Origin of the sequence: Achromobacter sp. ES-001, assembly GCF_019448355.1 — a bacterium.
GTDB lineage: Bacteria > Pseudomonadota > Gammaproteobacteria > Burkholderiales > Burkholderiaceae_B > Achromobacter > Achromobacter spanius_B.
The window spans coordinates 3,961,982-3,983,618 of sequence record NZ_CP079940.1 but is presented as its reverse complement, the minus strand read 5'-3'; the positions used below and the strand labels follow the sequence as shown (position 1 = coordinate 3,983,618).

The following is a 21,637-nucleotide window of genomic DNA, read 5'->3' as shown; positions in this document are numbered from 1 at the left end:
AATGCCGCTGCGGCGTTCCCAGGATTCATCAGCGCGGTGCCGCATTGATGGCCAGCTTGGGCAGCGCGGCGCTTGCCTTGGGCGGCGAACGCGGCGGCCCCTTGGGCGTGCTTGCCTTGGGGTTGGCCGCCGGGGTGAAGAGGGGCGCGGGCGGAGTCGGCGTCGGCTTGGATGCCTCGGCCAGCAGCGTTTGCGGCAAGACGAACCCGTCAAAACTCGCTTGCGTGAACGGATTGTTGGATTTCTCGGCCGTGATGCGATAGCGCATCGCGCCGTCGTTGGCGGAAAAGCTCAGGTCCACGCTATTGGCCGTTGCGCTGTCCAGGCGCGCCTGGCTCAACAGGCGAAACATCGACCACGACCCGCGATACACCAGCCCGCTGCTGGTGCCCGCCGCGCTGACCAGCGTGATACGGCTTTCCGTGGAATCGCCCAGATTGTTCGGCCAGATCAGGCCGACGCTATTGCTAGGCCCGTGGCTATAGGCAATCAACTGACCTTCGACGCTTAGCACGCTGCTGCGCCGGCTGGACGTCAGCCCCAGCGGTTCGATGCTGAACTGCACGCCCAGCGCCCCTCGGCTGTTGAAGAAGGCATCGCGGATTCGGTCGGCTGCCTCAAGCTGCTCCAACACGTCCATGCGCACCAGGTACCCGCCACGGCGTTCTGAATACAAGGCTTCAAGGTTGTCGTCAAAGAACAATTTCAAGTATTGCTCCTTGAACTGCGCCAGCCTGCCTTGCGGCCCGAACAGCGCCGTGAAGTCTTCCAGCGAGGCGTCCACGCGGCTGTTCGGGTTGAACGGGTAGCGCCCGGCCAGCCGCTCCTGGTAATAGCGGTAGACGTCGGTGTCCCACCGCCGTTCCAGTTCCTTCAGCGCCTCGATCAGCAGCACCTGCGAGGATTCGTCCGCCAGCTTTTTCACTTGCCGGTTCAGCGGTTCGGGCAGGCCCACCGCCACGCGTTGCAGGTTGCCGATGGGGTCGGCCCCCTTGAGCGCAAAGCGGTCCAGCACGACGGCCAGCGCGGCCTTGCCCGGTTCAGCGCTGTCATGCACGCCCTTCAGCGTGTCGTGGACGCGGCCGATGGCGCCCATGCTTTCGTCCAGGTACGAAGGCTTGTCGCCCTTGGACAGCAGCAGTTCCGACAAGGGCGCAAACGGCCGCGCAATGACCGCCACCTGCGGAACGTTGGCGCCGGTGATGGCATTGGCCGTCACCGGCTCGACCTTGTCGGTGGGCTGGCCCGGCGTGGCGACCCCGGGCGAGGGTGGGCTCAATACCGTGTTGTCGCGCACGGTCTCGAGCAGGCGGCGCAGCGGCGCGGCCGGGCTGGTGACATTGCCCAGCACCGTTACCGCCTGGCCCAGGTCGTTGAAGTCCACCACTTCAAGCTGGTTCAGGTTGCGTTGCCAGGTGTCGATGTAGTCGCTGCTGTACAGCGCGCGCACGCGTTCGGCCAGCACCTGTTTATCGGCCTCTGAATAGTCGATGCGTTGGCGCTCGCCCAGCGTCCAGCGGTCGATCATGGCCAGGTCGGTAAAGTCCTTGCCGTGCGCGGCAAAGTAGCCGTGGTAACCCGCCGCCGTCAGCAGCGGATCGATGCGCGTGGTCGCGCCCGCCGTGCTGCCCGGCGCGGCCGGATCCTTGTACAGGATGTCGAACGCCGGGCCGACCTCATGGCGGAGGTCCAGCGGCGAATGCAGGATCTTGCCCGCCTGTTCGCGCATCGTCATGTAGACGCGTTGCGGCATGGGCAACTGCCGCAGGCGCTGCTGGACGTCGGCGATGCGCGCCTGGTGTTGGGGAAGCTCGGCGTCGGCATATTTCATGGCGTAGTCCAGATGCCGCATCAGGCCGTTCTGCACCGAGCCCTGGCCCGGGTAGGCGGCCTGCCATTGCTGCGTCATCCAGTCTTCGACAATGGGGGCGCGGCGGTTGTCGCGGTCTTCGATCATGCGATAGACGCGCAGCGCCGCCAGTTGCTGGTTGCTGCCCGAGGGCGCGCTATTGATGGCGTGCATGACGCCGCTGGCCAACTCCGGCAGAAAGCGCTTCGACAGCAACTGCAAATAAGCCTCGTCGACCTTAGGCCCGATCTTGCGGCCTTGGTACAGGCCCAGCTCGGACACCACCGGCCAGGCACTGCGGTAATCGCCCACGACCGCGACGGCGCTGCGGATCTGGTCCAGCGGCTGCAACAGGTTGCGGCCCGTGGGGTCGCTGCTGCCGTCAATCTTGTGGACGCTGAATTCGCGGCTTTTTTCCAGCACGGACATTGCCATCTGGCGGTTGACGCCGTGGTAGTGGTACCAGCCGCCGGCCATCAGCAGGCAGCCCAGCCCGGCCACGCCAAACCCCACCAGCAGCGTGCGGCGCTTGTCGGCCATGACCTTCAGGTTGTCGCCCGCCAGGCCGGCCTCGGGGTAGATGATGCGCTGGAACACCTGCTGCGCGAAATACACCACCGAGCGGCCGCTGGGCTTGGCATGCGCGGGCGCCTCTTCAAGGCCATACGATTGCGACGCGGCATTGATGAAGGCGTCGCACAGAAGCCCCTGCTGATAGACGGACGAAAAATACACGCCGCGCGGCAGGGCGGGCGTGATGTATCGGTCACTGCCCAGGACGTCTTCCAGAAAGCCCAGCAGCACCGGCCGCATGCCGGCCAATTGCCGCACCAGCGAAAACAGCGCTTCGCGCGCCTGCATCGTGGCGGCCTCGCCCAGCGCGTCGAATATCTGTTCGTTCAAGCGTTGGATGAAGCCGTCATAGCGGCCGGCCAGCTCGTCCAGCCACGCGTCGTAGTCATGCACCGAGTCCAGCGTGAAGGTGAAGCCGAAGATGTCTTCGCGCACGGCACGCGGCAGACGGGCAAAGAACGGTTCGAATCCGTTGAGCAGGTCGAACTTGCTCAGGACCACATACAGCGGCGGGCGCGTGCCCAGGTGGCGGCTCAGTTCGGCCAGGCGCGTGCGCAGCAGAATCGCCAAGGCCTTGCGGTCGCTGGCCTTTTGATTCAGCAGCGTCACCAGGTCAACCATCAACACCACGCCGTTCAGCGGGCGCCGGCTGCGGTTGCGACCCAGCCAGTCCAACAGCCCGGCCCACAGTCGTGCGTGCGCACCGGGCGGCAACAAGACCTGCCCCAGCGAGCGCGAAGAGGGCGCCGCCTGCGGGGGGGATTGTGGGGGAGATTGCGGGGTGACCGGACCGTCGGCTTGGTCGGCGACTTGCGCGCCGCTTTGCGGGGCGGCCTGAGCAGCAGCAGCAGCAGCAGCTGCCGCTGCCGCGCCGCCGGACAAGGCGCGATCCGATACACGGTCCGCGACTTCGGGCGCGGGCGCGGCCTCTGTCTGGCTGACAAGCTCGCCGGGTGGGTCGATCAGCACCGCTTCATCACCCATCCACCAATCGATGTCATACGCCAGGTCCGGGTCCGCATACGCGCGGCGCACGCCGGCCTTGATCTCGTTGCTTAGTGAAAAGCTTTGGCTGGATCGGTTGATGAAGCTGGTCTTGCCGGTATTTTCCTGACCCAGCACCAGGTACCACGGCAGCTCGTAGATCGCGTTGCGGCCCTTCAGGTTGGAACGCAGCATGTTCAGGCTTTGATCCAGCGCGCGCTCTTGCGCCTGCACGAAGCGCAGCACCGGGTCGTCTTCGCGCTGCGCCAAGGCGCCGCGCTCGGCCTCCAGCCGGCGATTGCGTCGGCGCAGCGCCCACAGCCACCCCAGCGCCGGCGCCATCAGGATCAGCAGCGTGCACAGGATACGCAGGGTCAGATCGGCAAGGGGTTGCTGGCCACGCCAGGTCCAGAACGGGCCCAGCCACCAAAGGCCGATCAGCAGGAACACGATGGCGATCAGCACCAGGATCGGCATGGCGCTTTTGAACTGGCTGGCGACCGGCATGCCGTAGCGCTTGATCATCGACCACACATTCTTCATCGCAGGACTCCTTGGCTCTTGCTGTCCGCGTCGCTGGCGGGGCGGACGGGCAGGTATGGGTTCAATTGTTCGGCCAGCTCGGGCTCCCATTCGTGGGCGGGCATCGCGCGCAGCGTGACGGCCACATTCGTGTAGAGGTTCTGAGCCAGCCATGACAGGCCGCGAGCGGCAAGCAGGTCCGCTGCGATGACGGTGGCGTACGCGCGCTGGCGTGGCGATTCCGAATTGCCCTGTTGTTCTTGCAGCCGATGCAGCACGGTTTCGACACCGTCGCTGTCCAGCTGCGCAATCAGTTCTTCACGCAGGGCGGCAAATTCCGGATGCGGGCCGACGCTGCCGTCGTGGGCATCCGCGCCGCTGATCCAGGCCAGTGTTTCGCTGTCGACAAAGGCCCGGCCGTCGCTGAAGCTCAGGTCCACTAACGCGGGAATGCGGCGCACGAAGCGTTCCGTGGCAAGCCGGATCGCGGCGGCGGCGTCCTTCATTTCAAGGCGCGCGGCGATACCGGCTGCCAGAAAGCTGCCACGTATCCAGTAGGGCGAGGCGACGACGCTTTTTTCAACCCGTTGCAGCAGCGCCGGGTTGACGGCGTTGCCGGCCAGGGCTTCGCCGTAGCCGTCCACGATATCGGCCGGCACCGCCATTAATTCGGTGCGCATGCCGTGGCGCGTGTTGGGCGCCGCGTGCAGATGCGCCCACAGGGCGAAGCGGCGCAGCTGGTAACCGGTGGGGTCGTAGGCGTCCTGCTGGTTGATGAATTCGGCCACGCTCAACAGGGATCGGCGGTTCTCGCGCTCGTCGCCGGCGCTAAGCGAGGCGGTTGGCGCGGCGCTGGAAAAGGAGCTGGCAGGGGTGCCAGCAGACCCACTGGCAGACCCACCGGGTCCGCCGAAAAAGCTCTCGCTGATGGCCTGGCTGCCTTGTTGCCCGGCACCTCTTCTGGGGGCGGCCGATGCCGCGGCGTCTGGATAGCGGGCCTGTTCGACGCGGCGGGAAAAGTGCGCTTCCAACCGGGTCAGCAATGCCTGGTCCAGCTTGGCCTCGGGCGCACTGGCCTGAAGCCGGTCCAGCGCCTGCTGCGCGCGCGCCTGATCCGCCTGGTTGAAACTGGCGGCCGGCAGCGTTTCCAGCGCGTCGCGCAGGCGGTCGGCCAACAAGGACACCAGTCGGCGCTTGCCCAGGTAACCCGTCGGGCCGGGCTTGGGATGCCCGGTCTCCCAGTAGTGCTCGACCATGCCCGCCAGCACATCGGCCGCTTCGGCCCAGCGCCGCCATGAGCCCGCCTTGATGCGCGCGGAAATCAAGTGGCCCGCGACGCGAAAATGCTTGCACTGTGACGCCAGGTACTGGCGAGCGGCCTCGTCCACGTACAGCCAGTCCAGCCGCGCTTCTTGCAGACCGCCCAGTTTGATCATCTCGTGGTCGATCGCCTGGAAGGTTTCGTCTTCTTCGTCGAAGTGGCCGGCGGGCTGGCGGGCGTCCAGCGGCGCCAGCAGGGCATCCATGTCAAGCGGGGCGTAGTGCGTCACCAGTGACACGCCTCGCGCTGGCGCGACAACAGCGCTTGCAGGCCCGTGGCGTCGAACGTCAGGCCGTTGACGGGCGCATAGTCGCTTTCCACACGCAGCCGCGCGCCCGCGACGAACGGCCGCAGTTGTTCGATGGCAACCAGGCCCCGGCCGGCGTCCGCCACGTTGCCTTCGTCCAGCACGCGCCACGGCCGCGCGGGCGACAGCGGACGGTCGTCCATGTACAGCCGCACCGACATCTGGTGCCGTTCAAACGGCCGGTCGGCCAGTAGCTGCAACCGCGAAATGTTGGACAGGCAGGTGATGGCCAGATAGATAGGCGGGCGCATGTTCAACGCGGGCGCGGAAATCACCACGCGCTGCTGTCCGGCGGGCGGCTCGTTCGAGTCGCTTATCAAAAACGACCTGTCGTCCTCCGGGCGTGTCGATTCGTTCTGCCTGACGATGTCGTACGCGCGGGCAGAAGGCGGCAGCAGCGCGGTCGCCGCGTCGGGGGCCGGGGCCGGCTCGGCGGTCGAGGGGATGCCCGCGGCGGGGTCCAGCGCAACCGTGTGCCGATGGCCGTTCAGCGGCGCGGAGAGCGTGGGCGGTGTGCCCGCCGCCGCGTCAAAGCAGGCCAGCCGTTCAACGCCGGACACGATCTGCGTGCAGTCGCGCGCGAACGCGTCTAGGTCGTTGGCCGCCTGCCCGACGGGCGCGGCCAGCATCAGCACAACCAAGCTAGGGGCAAGTTTCATGAAGTGTGGTCCTCCCGATCCAGATTCCACGCCTGACAGCGGCGCGCCAGCGTACGTTTGGGGATACCCAGGCTTTGGGCCGCCCGGGTGCGAGATCCATTGACTTGCCGCAGGCGCGCACGGATGACCAGGCTTTGAAAGGCGTCCAGCGCCTGCGGCAGGTTGTCCGTATGCAGCAGGCCATGCAGCAGATCGGCGCCGGCGCTGTGACCCGCCAGCGGCGGCACGTCGCCCTGCGACAGTTCAAGCGTGTCGGCGCGGATGGCCTGGCCTGGCGCTGTTCTTTCGGACGCCACCAGGATCAGGCTGCGAAGCTGGCGCACGTTGCCCGGCAGGGCGTGCGCCGCCAGCACCGCGAGGGCGTCCGGCGCGATACCCGCCACGCGAGTCTGCCGTTCTCGGTTGTGTTGCAGAACGGTGTGCAGGGCCAGCGCGGGAATGTCTTCCGGACGCTCGCGCAGTGGCGGCAGGGCCAGCGTCAGTTGCCGGATCCGAAAGTACAGGTCTTCGCGAAAACGGCCATCGCGGATCAGTTGCGGCAATGGTCGATGGGTAGCGCAGATCAGGCGGAAGTCCGAGCCATGCTCGCGCGTGGCGCCCAGCGGCCGGAACTTCTTTTCATTGAGCAGCCGCAACAGCGTGCCTTGCAACGCCATGGGCATGTCGCCGATTTCATCCAGGAACAGCGTGCCGCCGTCGGCTTCGGCAACCAGGCCGGTACGCGCCTGCACGGCGCCGGTGTACGCGCCGCGCACGTTGCCGAACAACTCGGCTTCGATCAGGTCTTGCGGAATGGCCGCGCAGTTCACGGGCACGAATTTGCCGTTGCGTGACGAGGCCTGGTGTATCAACCAGGCGGCGTGGTCTTTGCCTGTGCCCGTTTCGCCCGTCAGCAGCACGGCCAACGCCGAATCCGCGAAACGCAGCATCGCTTCCCGTGCCGCTTTCGCCGCCGCGCTGACGCCAATGAATTCGGCCGCCAGCAAGCGCGCGGCGCGCTGTTTGCCTGCGTCGGCCGCCGGGATCTGGCGTAGCGCCTGTTGGTAGCGCGCATCGTCGGCGGCATGCGCCTGGGCGTGCAGCCGTGTGAAAAGCGCTTCGTGCATCGCTTGCAAGGCGCGCCAGACGGGGTGGTCGCGCCACGTGGACAAGGTCAGCGACGGCCCCGCCAGAACCAACACGGCCAACGACTGCCGGCGTGCATCGAGCAAGGGCAGGACCATCAAGCCATGCCGCGTGCCCAGGCGTTCACGCAGCCGTTCGAAGCCGGACCCCACGCCCACCAGAGCGGACATCTGCTCTACCAGGCAGGGCTTGCCACTGGTCATTGCGTAGACCAGGGGGTCGTCCAGCGCGTCCATGCTGACGTCGTGCAGGTCGGGGCCGGGAGACCCGGCCGACGCCAACGGCACCAGCGCGTCGCCCGTGGCGTTGCGCGCGTACAGGCAGGCGGCCGAGATGGCGGGCGCTGCCGCGCAGGCGGCCACGAACACTTGCGCCAGCGCGTCGGGCCGGCTGGCGCTTGCCATGTCGCGGGCAACGTTTGCCACGCTTTGCGCGTCCATGTCGGGCCTCAATGCAACTGGGCGGTGAATGCGCCCTCGGCCCAATGCAGATGCGCGCCGCCAATGGACTCGCCCGTAGCCAGCCGCCGCAGCACGGCTAATGACAGCGGCGGCAGCAGTTCGCCGTCGATGCTGGCGTCGAGCAGGCGCGCACCGTTTTCGTGGCGGATGCAGCGTCCGCGCAACTCGTCGCGGGCGCTTGCCGTAATGTCCAGGGTGGCGTCGTAGCGGGCGGCAAACTGCACGCGCAGGCGCTCAAGGCGGCTATGGATGATCTGGTCCAGCACGTCTTCGCCCAGGTACTGGTAGGGAACCAGCTGCATCCGCGCAAGCAGAGCGGGCTTGAAGAAGGCGGCCAAGCGGGCGCGCAGCGCGTCTTCGGACAGGTCGGCAAGCTGCCCGTCCTGTTGGTCGAAGCCCAGGTTCGAAGTCAGGAAGAACAACACGTTCTTGCAGTCGATCTGGCGGCCTTCGCCGTCGGCAAGCTCGCCTTTGTCGAAGGCCTGGTAGAACAGGCTCATGACTTCGGGGTGGGCCTTTTCCACTTCGTCCAGCAGCACAATGGAATAGGGCTGACGCCGGATGGCTTCGGTCAACACGCCGCCTTCGCCATACCCGACATAACCGGGCGGCGCGCCCAGCAGCCGCGACACCGTGTGCCGTTCCTGGAATTCCGACATATTGATCGTCGTCAGGAACTGCCTGCCGCCAAAGAGCGCGTCGGCCAGCGCTAGCGCCGTTTCGGTCTTGCCCACGCCGCTGGGGCCGGCCAATAGAAATGCGCCCAAGGGCGTTCCGGGCCGGCGCAGGTCGGCCATGGCGGTCAACAGGTGCTTGTGGATGCGGTCGATGGCCGCGTCCTGGCCCTTGATGCGCGCGCGCAGAACGTCGGGCAATTGCGTCAGCCGTTCCATCTGGCCACGGCTGATGGTGGTGGCGGGGATGCCGGTCCAGTCGGCGATCACCTGTGCGATCTGTTCATGACCGACATCGGCGTGCAGCAGCGCGCCGCCGCGTTGCAGCTGGTGAAGTTCAGCGACGGTGGCGGCCAGCACGTCGCCATCGCCCGAGCCGTCGCCATCCGCGACAGCGCCATCCGCGACCAGGGTATCCGCGACCGCGTCTTGCGACGGCAGCGCGGCGCGCAGGCCCAGGATCTTATCCACCAGTGCCTGTTGGCGCTCCCATGCCTGTTGCAGCGCCACCATGCGCTCGGCCACGGCCACGCCATCTGTTTCAAGCTGGGCAATGCGACGCGGGTCGGGCGCGCGGCCCGCGCGCGCATCGCGCCGCAACTGGGCCAGTTCCGCCGTGATCTGCATCTGCTCGTGTTCCAGCGCGGTCAAGCGGCGAGGGGGCTCGGCCAGCGCGGTCGCAACGCGTGCGCTGGCGGTGTCCAGCACATCGATGGCCTTGTCGGGAAGTTGACGGCCGGACAGGTAACGCGCGGACAGGCTGACGGCGGCCCGCAAGGCGTCATCGCCGATGTAGACGCGATGCGCCTGTTCGTAGGTCGCCCGCAGGCCGCGAAGAATATGCACCGCTTGTTCCTGGGTGGGCTCTTCCAGTTTCACCAGCTGAAAGCGACGCGTCAGCGCGGGGTCTTTTTCAAAGTACTTTTTGTATTCCGACCATGTGGTGGCGGCGATGGTGCGTAGCTCGCCGCGCGCCAGGGCGGGCTTGAGCAGGTTGGCGGCATCGCTGCCGCCGGCCACATTACCCGCGCCGATCAGCGTATGGGCTTCGTCAATGAACAGGACGATGCGGCCCGCCGACGCCTTGACTTGGTCAATGACGCTTTTCAAGCGCTTTTCGAATTCGCCCTTGACCGACGCGCCTGCCTGCAACGCACCCAGGTCCAGGCCCCACAGCGCAACGTGCCGCAATGGTTCGGGCACACGCTGCTGCACGATGCGCAGCGCCAGCCCTTCCACCACCGCGCTTTTGCCCACGCCCGCGTCGCCCACCACGATGGGGTTGTTCTTGCGACGCCGGGAAAGGATGTCGATCATCAAGTCGATTTCGGCATCGCGGCACAGCACCGGATCCACCGTGCCCGCGCGGGCCTGCGCGGTGAAGTCGTGCCCGTATCTGGCAAGGGCCGTGTCGTCGCCATCGATCGGCGAGGCGGGCGCGTCCGCCCCGGGACCGGGCGATTCCGCCGACTGCGCGAACAGCGTGTTGAACGTTTTGCGCAGCGCTTCGCGGTTGACGTGTTCGAACAGGGTGATGGCGGCCAATGGCAGGTAGCGCCCGGGGTTCAACAGCGCGGCTAGCGCCAGACTGCCGCCGCGCAGCTTGACCTGTGCAAGTTCAAGCGACGCCAGCAGCCAGGCCTCTTGCAGCCATTCGATCAGCAGCGGAGAAAAGCTGGGGTATTGCCCCGGCGTGGCCTCGTGATAAGGATTGCCGCCGGCCAGCGCCTGCCGCACGGAATCGGCGTCAAGGCCGGCGTGCTGGATCAGCACGCGCATGTCGGACAGCGGCTGATCCACCAGCTTGGTCAGCACATGCGCAACGGTGATTTCGGCGCAATGCTGGCTGATGCACAGGCTGGCGGCTTCTTCGACCGCCTGGCGGCAGATGGGGTTCAAGCGATCGATGAGGGAAGAGAGATCAATTCTGATCATGACTCACACACTTTCGAACAAAGAAGTAATCCGCAACGACACCATGGCGCGGTTTTTATTTCCATAGGAGGAATCAGAAAGACATAAATATCGCGGTTACTACTAAGTCGAAAAGCCCACGTTCGCGAATGTTCCGGCGTTTTCTTATTCGTCCTATTGCGACTTCGTATCGCACGCTCTTAGCATCCCAGCACTACTTATCGCGGTAGCCCCGAGTGGTTTGTCTTATTCACAACAGGAGCTTTCATGTCGAAGAAATCGGTCTCCGTCGCCCCGCCGGAACGGATCAACATCAAGTACGTGCCCGCCACCGGCGACCAGCAAGCCGAAGTGGAATTGCCGTTGAAGATGCTGATCACTGGCGACTTCAAAGGCCACGGTGAAGAGACGGCGTTGGAAGAGCGCCAGGCCGTTCGCATCGACAAGGACAACTTTGACGACGTGATGGGCGAAGCCGGCCTGGCCCTGACGATGCAAGTGCCTTCGCGTCTTGGCGAGGCGGGGCAGGAAGACGACACGCTGAACGTGTCGCTGAACTTCAAGCGCATGAAGGACTTCGCGCCTGACGCCATCGCCCGGCAGGTGCCCGAGCTGAACAAGCTGCTGGACCTGCGCGAAGCGCTGGTGGCGCTTAAGGGCCCGCTGGGCAACGTGCCGGCGTTTCGCAAACAGTTGCAGACGCTGCTGGCCGATGACAAGGCGCGCACGGCGCTGGCCAAGGAACTGAACCTTGTGTTGGACAAGCCGGCCGCGTAAGCCGCCCTTGCTGTCGCAATGCCAAACCGCAATCAAAGGATATGAGCATGAAGGCCCAAGCCGCCGCCAAGTTGGAAGATAAGCCGTCGATCGGGTTGCTGGAGCAGATCATGGCCCAGACCCGCATCGAACCCAGTCACGAAGGCTATGCCGTGGCCGAGCGCGGGGTTGCCGCGTTCATCTCGGAAATTCTACGAACGCAAGAGCCGCAACAACAGGTCAACAAGCAGCTGGTCGACCAGATGATTGCGCAGATCGATCGCAAGCTGGGTCTGCAAATGGACGCCATCCTGCACCAGGCGCCGTTGCAAGAGCTGGAGTCGGCCTGGCGCGGCCTGAAGCTGCTGGTGGACCGTACCGATTTTCGCGAGAACATCAAGATCGAAGTCCTGCACGTCACCAAAGACGAAATGCTGGAAGACTTTGAAAGCGCCGGCGACATCACGCGCAGCGGCCTGTACAAGCAGGTCTACACGGCTGGCTACGGGCAGTTCGGCGGCGAGCCGGTGGCCACCATCGTCAGCAACTACACGTTCGGCCCGTCGTCGCCCGACATCAAGCTGCTTGCCTATGTGGCTTCCGTGGGCGCCATGTCGCACGCGCCGTTCCTGGCCGCGGCCGGGGCTGAGTTCCTGAACATCAAGAGCTTCCAGGAACTGCCCAACCTGAAGGAAGTGCGAGACATCTTCGAAGGCCCGCGTTTTACCAAGTGGCGTGGCCTGCGCGAATCCGAAGACGCGCGCTACCTGGGCCTGACGATGCCGCGCTTCCTGCTGCGCCAACCGTACGACCCGCTGGAAAATCCCGTCAACAGTTTCAACTACCGCGAAACCATCGACGGGGCTCACGAGAACTACTTGTGGGGCAACACGTCGTACCTGCTGGCCAGCCGCATCACCGACAGCTTTGCCAAGTACCGCTGGTGCCCCAACATCATCGGCCCCTTGTCGGGCGGCGCGGTGGACGACCTGCCGGTGCACCTGTACGAATCGCTGGGTCAGTTGCAGGCCAAGATCCCCACCGAAGTGCTGATCTCGGACCGCAAGGAATTTGAGCTTGCCGAAGAGGGCTTCATCGCGCTGACGATGCGCAAGGACAGCGACAACGCCGCGTTCTTCTCGGCCAACTCGGTGCAAAAACCCAAGCTGTTCCAAAAGACGCCGGAAGGCCAGGCCGCGCAGACCAACTTCAAGCTGGGCACGCAACTGCCGTACATGTTCATCGTCAACCGCCTGGCGCACTACATCAAGGTGTTGCAGCGCGAGCAGATCGGCAGCTGGAAAGAACGCCAGGATCTGGAGCGCGAACTGAACACTTGGCTGCGGCAGTACATCGCCGACCAGGAAAGCCCGTCCGCCGATGTGCGCAGCCGTCGCCCGCTGCGCGCAGCCAAGGTCCTGGTGCAGGACATCGATGGCAATCCCGGTTGGTACCAGGTGTCGCTGGCGGTGCGTCCGCACTTCAAGTACATGGGCGCCAACTTCGAGCTGTCGCTGGTTGGCAGGCTGGACAAGGAATAAAGGGGCAGGCGGATGCCCAGGTCGCGGGGGCAGGGCAGTTTGTTCGAACGGCTGGTGCCGGACGCCCAGCCCCGGCGCACCCGTTCCCGGCAGGAGCTGGCCGCCGAACGTATCCACGCCATCAAACGTCACCTGGAACGCATCCTCAATAGCCGGCGGGGCTGCTCGATGAGCAGCCCCGAGCTGGGGCTGCATGATTTCAACGACGCCGCGATGGGCAGCGCCGACTTGCTCGCGCACGTCAGCCAGGACATCCGCGCGTCGGTTCTGGCTTTTGAACCGCGCATCAAGGTCCTGCATGTGCATTCGCGGCCGGACCCTGCCCAACCCCTTAGTTTGAACTTCAGGCTGGAATGCCTGGTGCCGGTCATGAACCACGAAGAACAAGTGGAGATCGATCTGGTGATTCACCATCAGGACCGGTACGCCCGGGTTGTTTGAGCGCGGTGCCACGGAGGCGGGACGACATGCCGTTGCGAGGAAAATTTCGCGAAGAGATAGATTACCTGCGGCGGCTTGGACGCGAGTTCGCGCGTGACAACCCACAGCTGTCGCAGTTTTTGGGGGACGAGGCCGCCGACCCTGACGTGGAACGGCTGCTAGAGGGCTTTGCATTCCTGACGGCCAAGCTGCGCCTGAAGATCGAAGACGACCTACCGGAACTTACCCATTCGCTGCTGCAGCTGCTTTGGCCGAATTACCTGCGGCCCTTGCCCAGCGCGACCATCATGCGGTTCACCCCGGTCGAACGCGCGATCACGACGCGGCAGGTGATTCCGAAGGGCACGCGCGTGCTGTCGCGGCCGGTCGATGGCACCCGTTGCCAGTTTCGTACCAGCACGGATGTGGTGATCTATCCGCTGGAAATCGTCGAGGTCAGCGATGCGCATACGCGCGAGAAATCCATCATGCGCGTCGATCTGGCGCCGCTGGCGGGAAACGCCATCGATACCTTCGACTGCGACAAACTGGATTTTCATCTGTCGGGCGACGACACCACCGCCATGACGCTGTACCTGTGGCTGTCTTGCTACCTGGGCGAAATCCGCCTGGAAGCCGGCGGGCAGACGCGCATGCTCGCGCCCCGGCAGGTTACGTTTCCCGGTTTTGCGCCCGAAGAATCGCTGCTGCCGTATCCCAGGAATGTCTTCGATGGGTATCGCATCCTTCAGGAATATTTCATTTTCCCGCGTCGCTTCCTGTTCTTCAGCCTGAATGCGCTGCGCTCGTTGTGGCCCGAGGCCACGACCCAACGCGTGCGGCTGGAATTCCATTTCACGCGGCCCATGCCCGCCGACATCCGGCTGCGCATCGGTGATCTGGCCTTGTATTGCGCGCCCGCGGTGAATCTGTTCGAGCAGGATGCCGAGCCGATCAACCTGAATGGGCGCGCGGTGGACCAGCGACTGTTGCCCGGCGGCCACCGCGCCGACGCGTGCGAAATATTCAGCATCGACGAAGTCACTGGCTGGCAGAGAGTCGCCGAAGGCAAGCGCGGCCGCTACCTGCGCACGTTTCATCCGTTTGAATCGCTGCAACATGAAATCGAACACGCACGCGGCCGCCACGCGCTGTACTACCGCAGCCGCATCGAAAACGCCATCGGCGAGCAGGGCGTCGCGCATCGCATTGCGTTTATCCGTGGCGACGAAACCGACTACATCGACGAAGACGAAACCGTCTCGCTGGCGCTGACGTGCACCAATCGAGACTTGCCGCTGGCATTGGGCGTGGGCGATATCTGCGTGCAGACGCAGACGACGCCCACGTTCGCCACCTACAGCAACATCGTGCGCCCGACCGCGCCGTACCGGCCGGTATTGGACGGCGCGTTGCAGTGGACGCTGATTTCAAACCTGTCGCTGAATTATCTGTCGCTGCTGTCCACCGAACCGCTGAAGGCTGTCTTGCGTGCCTATGACTTCGCGGCCTTGCATGACATCCAGCATGCGCGCGCCGGCAGCAAGCGGCTGGACGGAATCGGCGACGCCGTCACGCAACCCACCGACCTGCTCATGAAGGGCTTGCCGATACGGGGCCTGAAGACGCGGCTCAAGCTGGATCCCGCCGCGTTTCTCTGCGAGGGCGATCTGTATCTGTTCGGCACGGTGTTAAGCCATTTCTTTGCCTTGTACGCCAGCATCAATTCCTTCCACCTGCTGGAAGCCGCCAACACCGGTAACAACGAGCACTACGAATGGCCGATGCAAACAGGAAGACAACCGCTGATCTAGCGGACCATTTGCTGGCCGATGCGAAGAACTACGACTTCTTCCGGTTGCTGGAGCAACTGCACGGCCTGCATGACGATGATCTGGAGTCCCGGGATAGCCACGAGCCCGAGCGCCAGCGTGTGCGCCTGAGCAGCTACGCGGGGCTGGGGTTTCCGGCATCGGACGTGGCGTTGGCCGAACGCATGCCTGCTGGCGCGCGCGCCGACTACCACGTGCAGGCCACGTTCTTCGGCCTGCACGGGCCGGACTCGCCGTTGCCCGGCCACTACCTGGACCGGCTGGCCTACGAGTACGGCCAAGGCGTGGGCATCCGCCCGGCGTTTCTGGATTTTTTCAACCATCGGCTGTTGACGCTGCTGCATCAGGCGTGGCGCAAATACCGCTACTACGTCAGGTTCCGGCGGGAAGCGCGGGATCGGTTTTCTCGCTATGTGTTTGCCATGGTGGGCCTGGGCGACGTCGAACTGCGTGGCGCCACGCCCATCCCCTGGAGCCGGCTATTGAGTTTTGCCGGCGTTATCGCCAGCCGCAGCCGCTCACCGCAGGTGGTGTCGGGCATTGTCGCGCATTGCTTTGACCTGAAGCACGTGGGCGTGCGCGAGTTCGAGCAGCGCTACATGCATGTGGCGGACAGCCAGCGCTTGCGGCTTGGACGCCGCAACGGAGTGCTGGGCGACAGCTTCGTGGTGGGCGGGCGGGTGCGCACGCGCTACAGCAAGTTCTCCATTGTGATCGGCGATCTGGATCAGGCGCGGTTCCGGGAATTCCTGCCCAGCGGCGAGAACTTCGAACGACTGCGCAAGCTGATCGACTTCCTGTTGCGCGACCCCGCCGCCTATGACCTGGAGCTGGGCTTGCGGCATGACCAGGTGCCGCCCTTCAACCTGGGACGCGACACCGGCGCCCACCTGGGCTGGACCAGCTTTGTCCAGCACACGGCGGCGCGCCGACCATTCACCGTTCGTATCAAGGCCCGTCTATGACCGCTACCGCAACCTCGCTCACGGCGTTGGCGCTTGTTGTCGCCAACCCCGGATCCCTGATTCACGGCAGCAAGCCGCGTCACAGTTTTGACGCCGCCGGCGGCACGATAGGGGGACGTGGCGCCGATTGGACGCTGCCCGACAAGAGCGGACGCGTCGACCCGATTCACAGCGAAATCGTCTATCGCGATGCCGCCTTTTGCGTCGTGGACCGCAGCGGCCAGACGCGCGTGAATGATGCCGACGCGCCGCTGGGCAAGATGGTCGCCGCCAAGCTGCGTGACGGCGACGTCCTGCACATAGGGCCGTACCACATCACCGTGCACCTGAATCGTCCGCACCAGGAATTGCTGGACCCGGCGCGGCACCTGGCGCAGTACGGGGTAGGCGAGATCCTGGAAGGCGAGCCCAGCGGCCATGACGACTTGCCTGCCGGTTCCTACGTGTTTGAACAAGACGCCGCGCTAGCGCCTGTGGACGCGGACTTTCTGGCGCTGAGCACACCGTTTGACGCGCGTGCCGACAGCGACCCCTTGCGGGCGCTGGATGCCGCCGAGCGCGCCGCCGCGTCGCCTCCCGTGGTGATGGAACCGTGGGATGTGCGCCGCGGCGGCTCGGCCGCGCCGACCCAGGCAGACCTTGCCACCACGCGATTCGAAGCCGTGACGGGGTCGCCCGTGACCGGCTCTCCCTTGCCATTTCCCGGAGAAGTTTCCATGCCGAAGTCCCTGCATAAACCATCGCCCCAACCGTATCGCCTGAACAACCGGCAGGCCATGGTGGGCGATCCGACCGAGGCCGCCGAGCTGTTGATGCAAGGGCTGGAGGTGCCGCTGGGGCCGCTGGACGCGCAGGCCGGACAAGCGCTGTTGCACGAGGCCGGGCAGGCGCTTAATGCCGCCATTCGCGGCATCGCCCGGGTCTACGCTGAGCAACCGGACGCCGCGCAGCCACGGCGGCTGTTGGGCCGCAGCCTGCAACCGATTGAAGACAACCCCTTGCGACTGGGCCTGAGCTATCCCGACACGGTGCGCGCCATGTTCGCCACCGATCGCAGCGTGGTGCACCTGTCGCCCAAGGCGGCGGTCGACGAAAGCCTGGCGCAGTTGCACGCGCACCACGGCGCGGTCACGCTGGCGATCCAGGCCGGGTTGGACGCGGTGTTGCGCAGCCTGGCGCCGGCGCTGCTGCTGCAACGCTTCAACCGTTACCGCCCCCACCAGGCATCGGACGCGGGCGGCGGCGATGGCTGGGCGTGGGGCATGTACACGCACTACTACGACGAGCTGGCATCCACACGCCAACGCGGCTTTGAAAAACTGTTCTGGGACGTGTTCGAGCAGGCGTACGACCGGGTGTTGCGGGCGGAGGCCGAATGAAGCGGCTTGTTGTCGTTGTCTTGCTGTCCACGCTGGTGACTGCCTGCGGCACGGTGGGCGATGTGCTGTCCAAGACGGGGCAGATTCTGATGGACCCGTCCATTCCGATCGGGCCACCCGATGAACAGCCCTCGCTGGTCGGCCTGAGCCTGTACGCCGCCGCCGACGTCAACCCCAACCCCGCCAGCATGCCGGACGACAGCGCCGATACCGGGCCGGACCCCGCGTCCAACCGTGAGGAAGGGCCGCTTGAGGTCAAGCTGAAAAGCGGCGACCGCCAGGAGCTGATCGAAAGCCTGCGCAGCCTGCTTGAGGAACTGGAAGAGGGGCGCCCGTCCTTGCACCCTCTGCGGCGCGTGGATACCGGGTCGTCCAAGTTGTGGCGTGATCCGGCCGAGGTGGCGCAGGGGACGGAGGTGGCGGACGTGGCGGACGCGCAGGGCGTGGAGGGTGTGGCAAGCCATGCACCGCCCAAGTCCGTGCCTGCGTCCGGTCCGTCGACGGGCGCCGTCGTCACGCGCGACCTGACGGTGCCGCCGGGCATTTCGGCGCACTACCTGCCGGGGCGGCAATTTGGTTCCGGGCGGCACGTGCTGGAGCAGGGCTTTTCAGGCGTGCCCTTGCCGCTGGGCGGTGGCTTGGCCAGCGCGCCGGCTACCGAAGCGCCCGGCGCGATGGCGCTGATGGGGGGCGCGGGCGACCTGGGTTCCGGCACGGGCGGTGACACGGGCGCGGGTTCGGGTACCGGCACAGGCCTGGGCCTTGGGCTGGGCCAGTACAGCCGAGGGGCCAGCCTGCCACCGGCCGATCCCGCCCCGCCGCCGCGCGGCGCCGCGACCCCCATCGCCTTCAGGGTGCTGCAACTGAAAGACGATTCGCTGCTGCTGAACGCGGACCCGGAGCAACTGGCCAAAGATTTGAAAAAGGCGCTGGGCAGCACCTATATCAGCCAGGACGACTATGTGTTGCAGCCGGGCCAGTTCAAATTCATCGACTTTGCCCGCATCGACAAAGACACCCGCTACGTCGCCATCGTGGCCGACTTCCACGATCAGAACGGCGCGGTATGGAAGCAAGCTTTCCGACTGGAACCCAATGGCCGCCGCTACGCGCTGTTGATGACGTTGCACGGCAACCGCGTCGGCATTGTCGATGAGAGCTTTCGCGCGTCGCAACCGAGATCCCAACCATGACTACACGCAACCCCGTCATCTGGAACGAAGGGCTGTTCGTCAAGCCCCAGCACTTTCAGCAGCAGGCCCGCGCCCTGGAACACCACGCGAACCAACGCATCGGCGGGGTCAGCGAACACCTTTATGGGCTGAGCGAACTGGAGCTGAACCAGGAATACCTGAGCTTCGGCAAAATCGCCATCGTGCGGGCCCGAGGCGTGATGCCGGACGGCACGGTGTTCGATATCCCCAACGACCAGCCGCCGCCCGTGCCGCTGGCCATCACCGATACGTCGTCCGTCAACCAGACCGTCTACCTGACCCTGCCGCTGCGTTCGGACGGCGTGCTGGAAGTGCAATGGCCGGACACTTATGCCAAGGCACGCTACGTGACACGCAGCGAAGAGGTGCGCGATACGCACAGCCAGGAAGGCGATTACGTGTCGATGGACCTGGCCGCGCCCAACCTTCAGCTGACGCTTGAACGCGAGGACCGCAGCGCGTTCACGGGCGTGGCGCTGTGCCGATTGCTGGATCGGCGCCCGGACGGCAGCCTGCTGTTGGACGATGCGTTCTACCCCACCGGCATGTCGCTGAACGCCATTCCGCCGCTCAAGCGTTACCTGGGCGAGATCGCCGGCCTGATGCGCGAACGCGCCAAGAACATTGCCGAACGCATCGGCTCGCCGGGGCAGGCAGGCGTGGCGGACGTCACCGACTTCAACCTGCTGCTGGTGTTGAACCGGCTGCATCCCTGGTTTTTGCACCTGTCCCGCTTGCGCCATGTGCACCCCGAACAGCTGTACATCGCGTTCAGCCAGGCGTGTGGCGAACTGGTCACCTTTACCGACGAAGGGCGCTTGCCGCAAGAGTTTCCGGCCTATCAGCACGACGACCCCCGACTATCGTTCCGGATGCTGGAAGACACGCTGCGACGCGCGCTAAGCACGGTGTTGCAGCCGCGCGCCGTCTCGCTGCCGATCGAGCGCCAGCAATATGGCGTGCTGACCGCCGCCGTGCATGACCGCGCGCTGTATGCGGACGCCGACTTCATCCTGGCGGTGCGCGCGCGCATGCCGCTGGACCGGTTGCGCCAGCAGTTCATGCAGCAGACCAAGGTGGCGTCGATGGAAAAGCTGGGCGAACTGGTCAGCTTGCAACTGCCGGGCATCCCCTTGCAGCCGTTGCCGGTCGCGCCGCGCCATTTGCCGTTCCACGCGGGGTTCACGTATTTCCAGTTCGACCGCAGCCATCCTTCCTGGCAGATGCTTCGGGATACCGCGGGTTTCGGCCTGCACATCGCCGGCGACTACCCCGAGATGGAATTGCAACTGTGGGCCATCAGGAGCCAATGACATGACGACCCCCGCCACCACCGAGCGTCCCAGCGGCAAGTTCCTGCGCACATCCGCCACGCCCGAAATCAATGACAAAGCGCGCATCGGCTACGACACCATCGGCCATATCGACCGCGACGAAGACCTGGGCTTTCAGCTGCGCGGGCACGGCTACAACCCCTTGGTGGACGGCGCGCTGCCGCTGTTCGGCCTGGTGATCCGCCTGCGCAAACTAAGCGAATACGACGACATCCAAGACCTCTACGCCACCGTACGCGACCAGATATCCGCGCTGGACGAAGAAATCCGCCAGCATGGCTACGACGGCGCCACGCAGCTGGCGTACCGCTATGCGCTGTGCACCTTTATCGACGAAGCCGTGATGGGCACGCCCTGGGGCGCGCATTCATCATGGGCGGAACGCTCGCTGCTAAGCGTGAACCACAGCGAGACCTGGGGCGGCGAGAAATTCTTCACGGTCCTTTCGCGCATGATGATGGACCCCGCGCGCTATCGCGACGTGCTGGAATTCAAATACCTATGCCTGTGCCTGGGCTTCAAAGGCAAGTATGGCTTGCAGCACAACCAGAACGAGGCACTGCAAACCATCATCGTCAAGCTGCACCGCGCCTTGCGCGAACTGCGCGGCGAAACCCCGGAAGCCCTGACAGACGCCAGCACCAACATCGCATCCCGCCGCTATCGCGTCGGCCGCCAATGGCCCTGGTGGACGCCCTGGCTCAGCGCCGCGCTACTGCTGGCCGCCCTATACGCCGCATTTGCGCTCAGCCTGGGCAGCACCACCGACATCGTGCTGCATTCGCTGGACGGGATCTTGAAGAACTAGGCTGATGAGCGCGGGCGCGCGTGTGGGGGCGGCCAATTTGCGCGCGCCAACGATGTCATCGTGGCGGCCGCGCTGGCGGCGGGCAGCGAAATTCTTTACACCGAAGACATGCAAACCGCGATGTCGATCGACGATCGGCTGACGCTGATCAACCCGTTCGTGCAACAGCGTTCACGGCGGGCCGAACCCGGGGCTTTTGCCGCATCGGCCCTGCCTGCGGCGCGCATCACGCCCGCAGCCGCGTTTGTTCCGACGCCAGATACGCATCGCGCGAGGGCAGCAAATGGTCCCGGCAGACTGTCATCAGGGCCTTGCGATCGCCGTCGCGCAGTGCGTGGATCATGGCCCAGTGTTCTTGTCTGGGGCGTTCGCGAGGGCCGGCGGCGACCAGGGTGCCGAAGCGGATCGGGTGGGTGCGGCGGGCGTATTCCTCGATGGCCTGGCCCAGCGCCCCCGCCCAACAGTTCCAGCTCGGTAAGCACCTGGCGCACCGCATGGCGCTTCATGGAAAAGCGCGCCATCAGCTCGTCTTCGGTCAGGCGTTCGCGTGGAAGTCTTCCATATAGTGCTGGCCCGACGGCTTCAGGTCGACCAGCAAGGGGGTTTCGCGGCTGATGCGGTCCAGCCCGGCCAGGTGGATGTCGATACCCAGGCGGCTGGCGATGGCGGTCATGTGCACGATGCCGTTGGTGGACCCGCCGATCGACAGCAGCACGCGCAAGGCGTTTTCATGCGGTTTGGGCGTGGCGGCCCTGCCCGAGATCGCCGCCGGCGCGGTGTCGCAGACAGGGATCGTGCAACGCCCGCTGATCGGGCCGGTGGCGGAAAGATCGATTGGCCTGGTCACGTCACGCAACCGCAGTTTGTCGCCAGCGGCGGCGGCGTTGGTGGGGACGTTGAAGGAATATCTGGCGTTGCAGGGGAGGTGATGGGGCGTTGCTCAGTCGTTGCTCAGTCGTTGATCTGGCGTTGATGGGGCATTGATGGGGCGTTGATAGG

At 65.3% G+C, this 21,637-nt stretch carries 14 protein-coding genes and 3 pseudogenes; 10 read left to right on the top strand and 7 right to left on the bottom strand.

From position 1 onward, the window contains the following. Positions 1 to 28: 28 nt before the first annotated feature. Genes tssM through tssH form a run of 5 tightly spaced genes read right to left on the bottom strand, consistent with a single transcriptional unit; the run spans position 29 to position 10,410 of the window. Positions 29 to 3,949, bottom strand: a complete 3,921-nt coding sequence (tssM, locus tag KYT87_RS17835) for a type VI secretion system membrane subunit TssM (RefSeq protein ID WP_219990490.1) — start codon at positions 3,947 to 3,949, stop codon at positions 29 to 31. Beyond that, positions 3,946 to 5,478 carry a type VI secretion system protein TssA gene (gene tssA, locus KYT87_RS17830; protein WP_219990489.1) on the bottom strand — a complete coding sequence of 511 codons (1,533 nt, stop codon included), beginning with the start codon at positions 5,476 to 5,478 and terminating at the stop codon, positions 3,946 to 3,948. Before tssA ends, tssM begins: the two co-directional genes overlap by 4 nt. After that, on the bottom strand, positions 5,475 to 6,215 hold the full coding sequence (locus tag KYT87_RS17825) for a type VI secretion system-associated protein TagO (protein WP_219990488.1): 741 nt from the start codon (positions 6,213 to 6,215) through the stop codon (positions 5,475 to 5,477). The genes tssA and KYT87_RS17825 overlap by 4 nt, the downstream gene beginning before the upstream one ends. Continuing rightward, positions 6,212 to 7,780 (bottom strand): sigma 54-interacting transcriptional regulator, encoded by a 1,569-nt coding sequence (locus tag KYT87_RS17820; RefSeq protein WP_219990487.1) that lies wholly within the window; start codon positions 7,778 to 7,780, stop codon positions 6,212 to 6,214. Before KYT87_RS17820 ends, KYT87_RS17825 begins: the two co-directional genes overlap by 4 nt. A gap of 8 nt (positions 7,781 to 7,788) precedes the next feature. Continuing rightward, entirely contained in the window at positions 7,789 to 10,410 is a 2,622-nt protein-coding gene (gene tssH, locus KYT87_RS17815; RefSeq protein ID WP_219990486.1) for a type VI secretion system ATPase TssH, read from the bottom strand. A 246-nt stretch (positions 10,411 to 10,656) separates the two neighbouring features. On the opposite strand from tssH, the gene tssB reads away from it, so the two are divergent. Genes tssB through icmH form a run of 9 tightly spaced genes read left to right on the top strand, consistent with a single transcriptional unit; the run spans position 10,657 to position 20,638 of the window. Further along, entirely contained in the window at positions 10,657 to 11,166 is a 510-nt protein-coding gene (gene tssB / locus KYT87_RS17810) for a type VI secretion system contractile sheath small subunit (RefSeq protein ID WP_046806996.1), read from the top strand. Between the two features lie 47 nt (positions 11,167 to 11,213). Then, positions 11,214 to 12,686 carry a type VI secretion system contractile sheath large subunit gene (gene tssC, locus KYT87_RS17805; protein WP_223264889.1) on the top strand — a complete coding sequence of 491 codons (1,473 nt, stop codon included), beginning with the start codon at positions 11,214 to 11,216 and terminating at the stop codon, positions 12,684 to 12,686. A gap of 39 nt (positions 12,687 to 12,725) precedes the next feature. After that, positions 12,726 to 13,127 carry a type VI secretion system baseplate subunit TssE gene (tssE, locus tag KYT87_RS17800; protein WP_205571568.1) on the top strand — a complete coding sequence of 134 codons (402 nt, stop codon included), beginning with the start codon at positions 12,726 to 12,728 and terminating at the stop codon, positions 13,125 to 13,127. Between the two features lie 26 nt (positions 13,128 to 13,153). Further along, the gene (tssF, locus tag KYT87_RS17795; RefSeq protein ID WP_219990485.1) at positions 13,154 to 14,920 is read left to right on the top strand and encodes a type VI secretion system baseplate subunit TssF; all 1,767 of its coding nucleotides are present in this window, start codon (positions 13,154 to 13,156) and stop codon (positions 14,918 to 14,920) included. Beyond that, positions 14,884 to 15,903, top strand: a complete 1,020-nt coding sequence (gene tssG, locus KYT87_RS17790; protein WP_046807007.1) for a type VI secretion system baseplate subunit TssG — start codon at positions 14,884 to 14,886, stop codon at positions 15,901 to 15,903. The genes tssF and tssG overlap by 37 nt, the downstream gene beginning before the upstream one ends. After that, positions 15,900 to 17,282 (top strand): type VI secretion system-associated FHA domain protein TagH, encoded by a 1,383-nt coding sequence (tagH, locus tag KYT87_RS17785; protein WP_219990484.1) that lies wholly within the window; start codon positions 15,900 to 15,902, stop codon positions 17,280 to 17,282. Before tssG ends, tagH begins: the two co-directional genes overlap by 4 nt. Then, positions 17,279 to 18,475, top strand: coding sequence for a type VI secretion system lipoprotein TssJ (gene tssJ / locus KYT87_RS17780; protein ID WP_219990483.1), 1,197 nt, complete (start codon positions 17,279 to 17,281; stop codon positions 18,473 to 18,475). The genes tagH and tssJ overlap by 4 nt, the downstream gene beginning before the upstream one ends. Then, positions 18,472 to 19,809: a type VI secretion system baseplate subunit TssK gene (tssK, locus tag KYT87_RS17775; RefSeq protein ID WP_046807001.1), complete on the top strand. Its 1,338-nt coding sequence runs from the start codon at positions 18,472 to 18,474 to the stop codon at positions 19,807 to 19,809. Before tssJ ends, tssK begins: the two co-directional genes overlap by 4 nt. A 1-nt stretch (position 19,810) precedes the next feature. Next, entirely contained in the window at positions 19,811 to 20,638 is an 828-nt protein-coding gene (icmH, locus tag KYT87_RS17770) for a type IVB secretion system protein IcmH/DotU (protein WP_082134626.1), read from the top strand. Positions 20,639 to 20,864: 226 nt separating this feature from the next. On the opposite strand, the pseudogene KYT87_RS17765 reads toward icmH, so the two are convergent. Both KYT87_RS17765 and KYT87_RS17760 read right to left on the bottom strand, forming a co-directional pair. Further along, positions 20,865 to 21,204, bottom strand: a pseudogene (locus tag KYT87_RS17765) (FCD domain-containing protein); the annotation flags it as partial. Beyond that, positions 21,186 to 21,377, bottom strand: a pseudogene (locus KYT87_RS17760) (dihydroxy-acid dehydratase); the annotation flags it as partial. The pseudogenes KYT87_RS17765 and KYT87_RS17760, both read right to left, overlap by 19 nt. On the opposite strand from KYT87_RS17760, the pseudogene KYT87_RS17755 reads away from it, so the two are divergent. Then, a pseudogene (locus KYT87_RS17755) lies at positions 21,370 to 21,567 on the top strand (LysR substrate-binding domain-containing protein); the annotation flags it as partial. The pseudogenes KYT87_RS17760 and KYT87_RS17755 sit on opposite strands and share 8 nt — an antisense overlap. Positions 21,568 to 21,637: the final 70 nt, after the last annotated feature.

What these genes read in the sequence shown, in the direction of transcription:
- tssB (WP_046806996.1), top strand. Translation starts at nt 10,657, where the DNA reads ATGTCGAAGAAATCGGTCTCCGTCGCCCCGCCGGAACGGATCAACATC.
- tagH (WP_219990484.1), top strand. Translation starts at nt 15,900, where the DNA reads ATGACCGCTACCGCAACCTCGCTCACGGCGTTGGCGCTTGTTGTCGCC.
- tssG (WP_046807007.1), top strand. Translation starts at nt 14,884, where the DNA reads ATGGCCGATGCAAACAGGAAGACAACCGCTGATCTAGCGGACCATTTG.
- tssK (WP_046807001.1), top strand. Translation starts at nt 18,472, where the DNA reads ATGACTACACGCAACCCCGTCATCTGGAACGAAGGGCTGTTCGTCAAG.
- tssJ (WP_219990483.1), top strand. Translation starts at nt 17,279, where the DNA reads ATGAAGCGGCTTGTTGTCGTTGTCTTGCTGTCCACGCTGGTGACTGCC.
- tssF (WP_219990485.1), top strand. Translation starts at nt 13,154, where the DNA reads ATGCCGTTGCGAGGAAAATTTCGCGAAGAGATAGATTACCTGCGGCGG.
- KYT87_RS17820 (WP_219990487.1), bottom strand. Translation starts at nt 7,780, where the DNA reads ATGGACGCGCAAAGCGTGGCAAACGTTGCCCGCGACATGGCAAGCGCC.
- tssH (WP_219990486.1), bottom strand. Translation starts at nt 10,410, where the DNA reads ATGATCAGAATTGATCTCTCTTCCCTCATCGATCGCTTGAACCCCATC.
- KYT87_RS17825 (WP_219990488.1), bottom strand. Translation starts at nt 6,215, where the DNA reads ATGAAACTTGCCCCTAGCTTGGTTGTGCTGATGCTGGCCGCGCCCGTC.
- tssC (WP_223264889.1), top strand. Translation starts at nt 11,214, where the DNA reads ATGAAGGCCCAAGCCGCCGCCAAGTTGGAAGATAAGCCGTCGATCGGG.
- icmH (WP_082134626.1), top strand. Translation starts at nt 19,811, where the DNA reads ATGACGACCCCCGCCACCACCGAGCGTCCCAGCGGCAAGTTCCTGCGC.
- tssM (WP_219990490.1), bottom strand. Translation starts at nt 3,949, where the DNA reads ATGAAGAATGTGTGGTCGATGATCAAGCGCTACGGCATGCCGGTCGCC.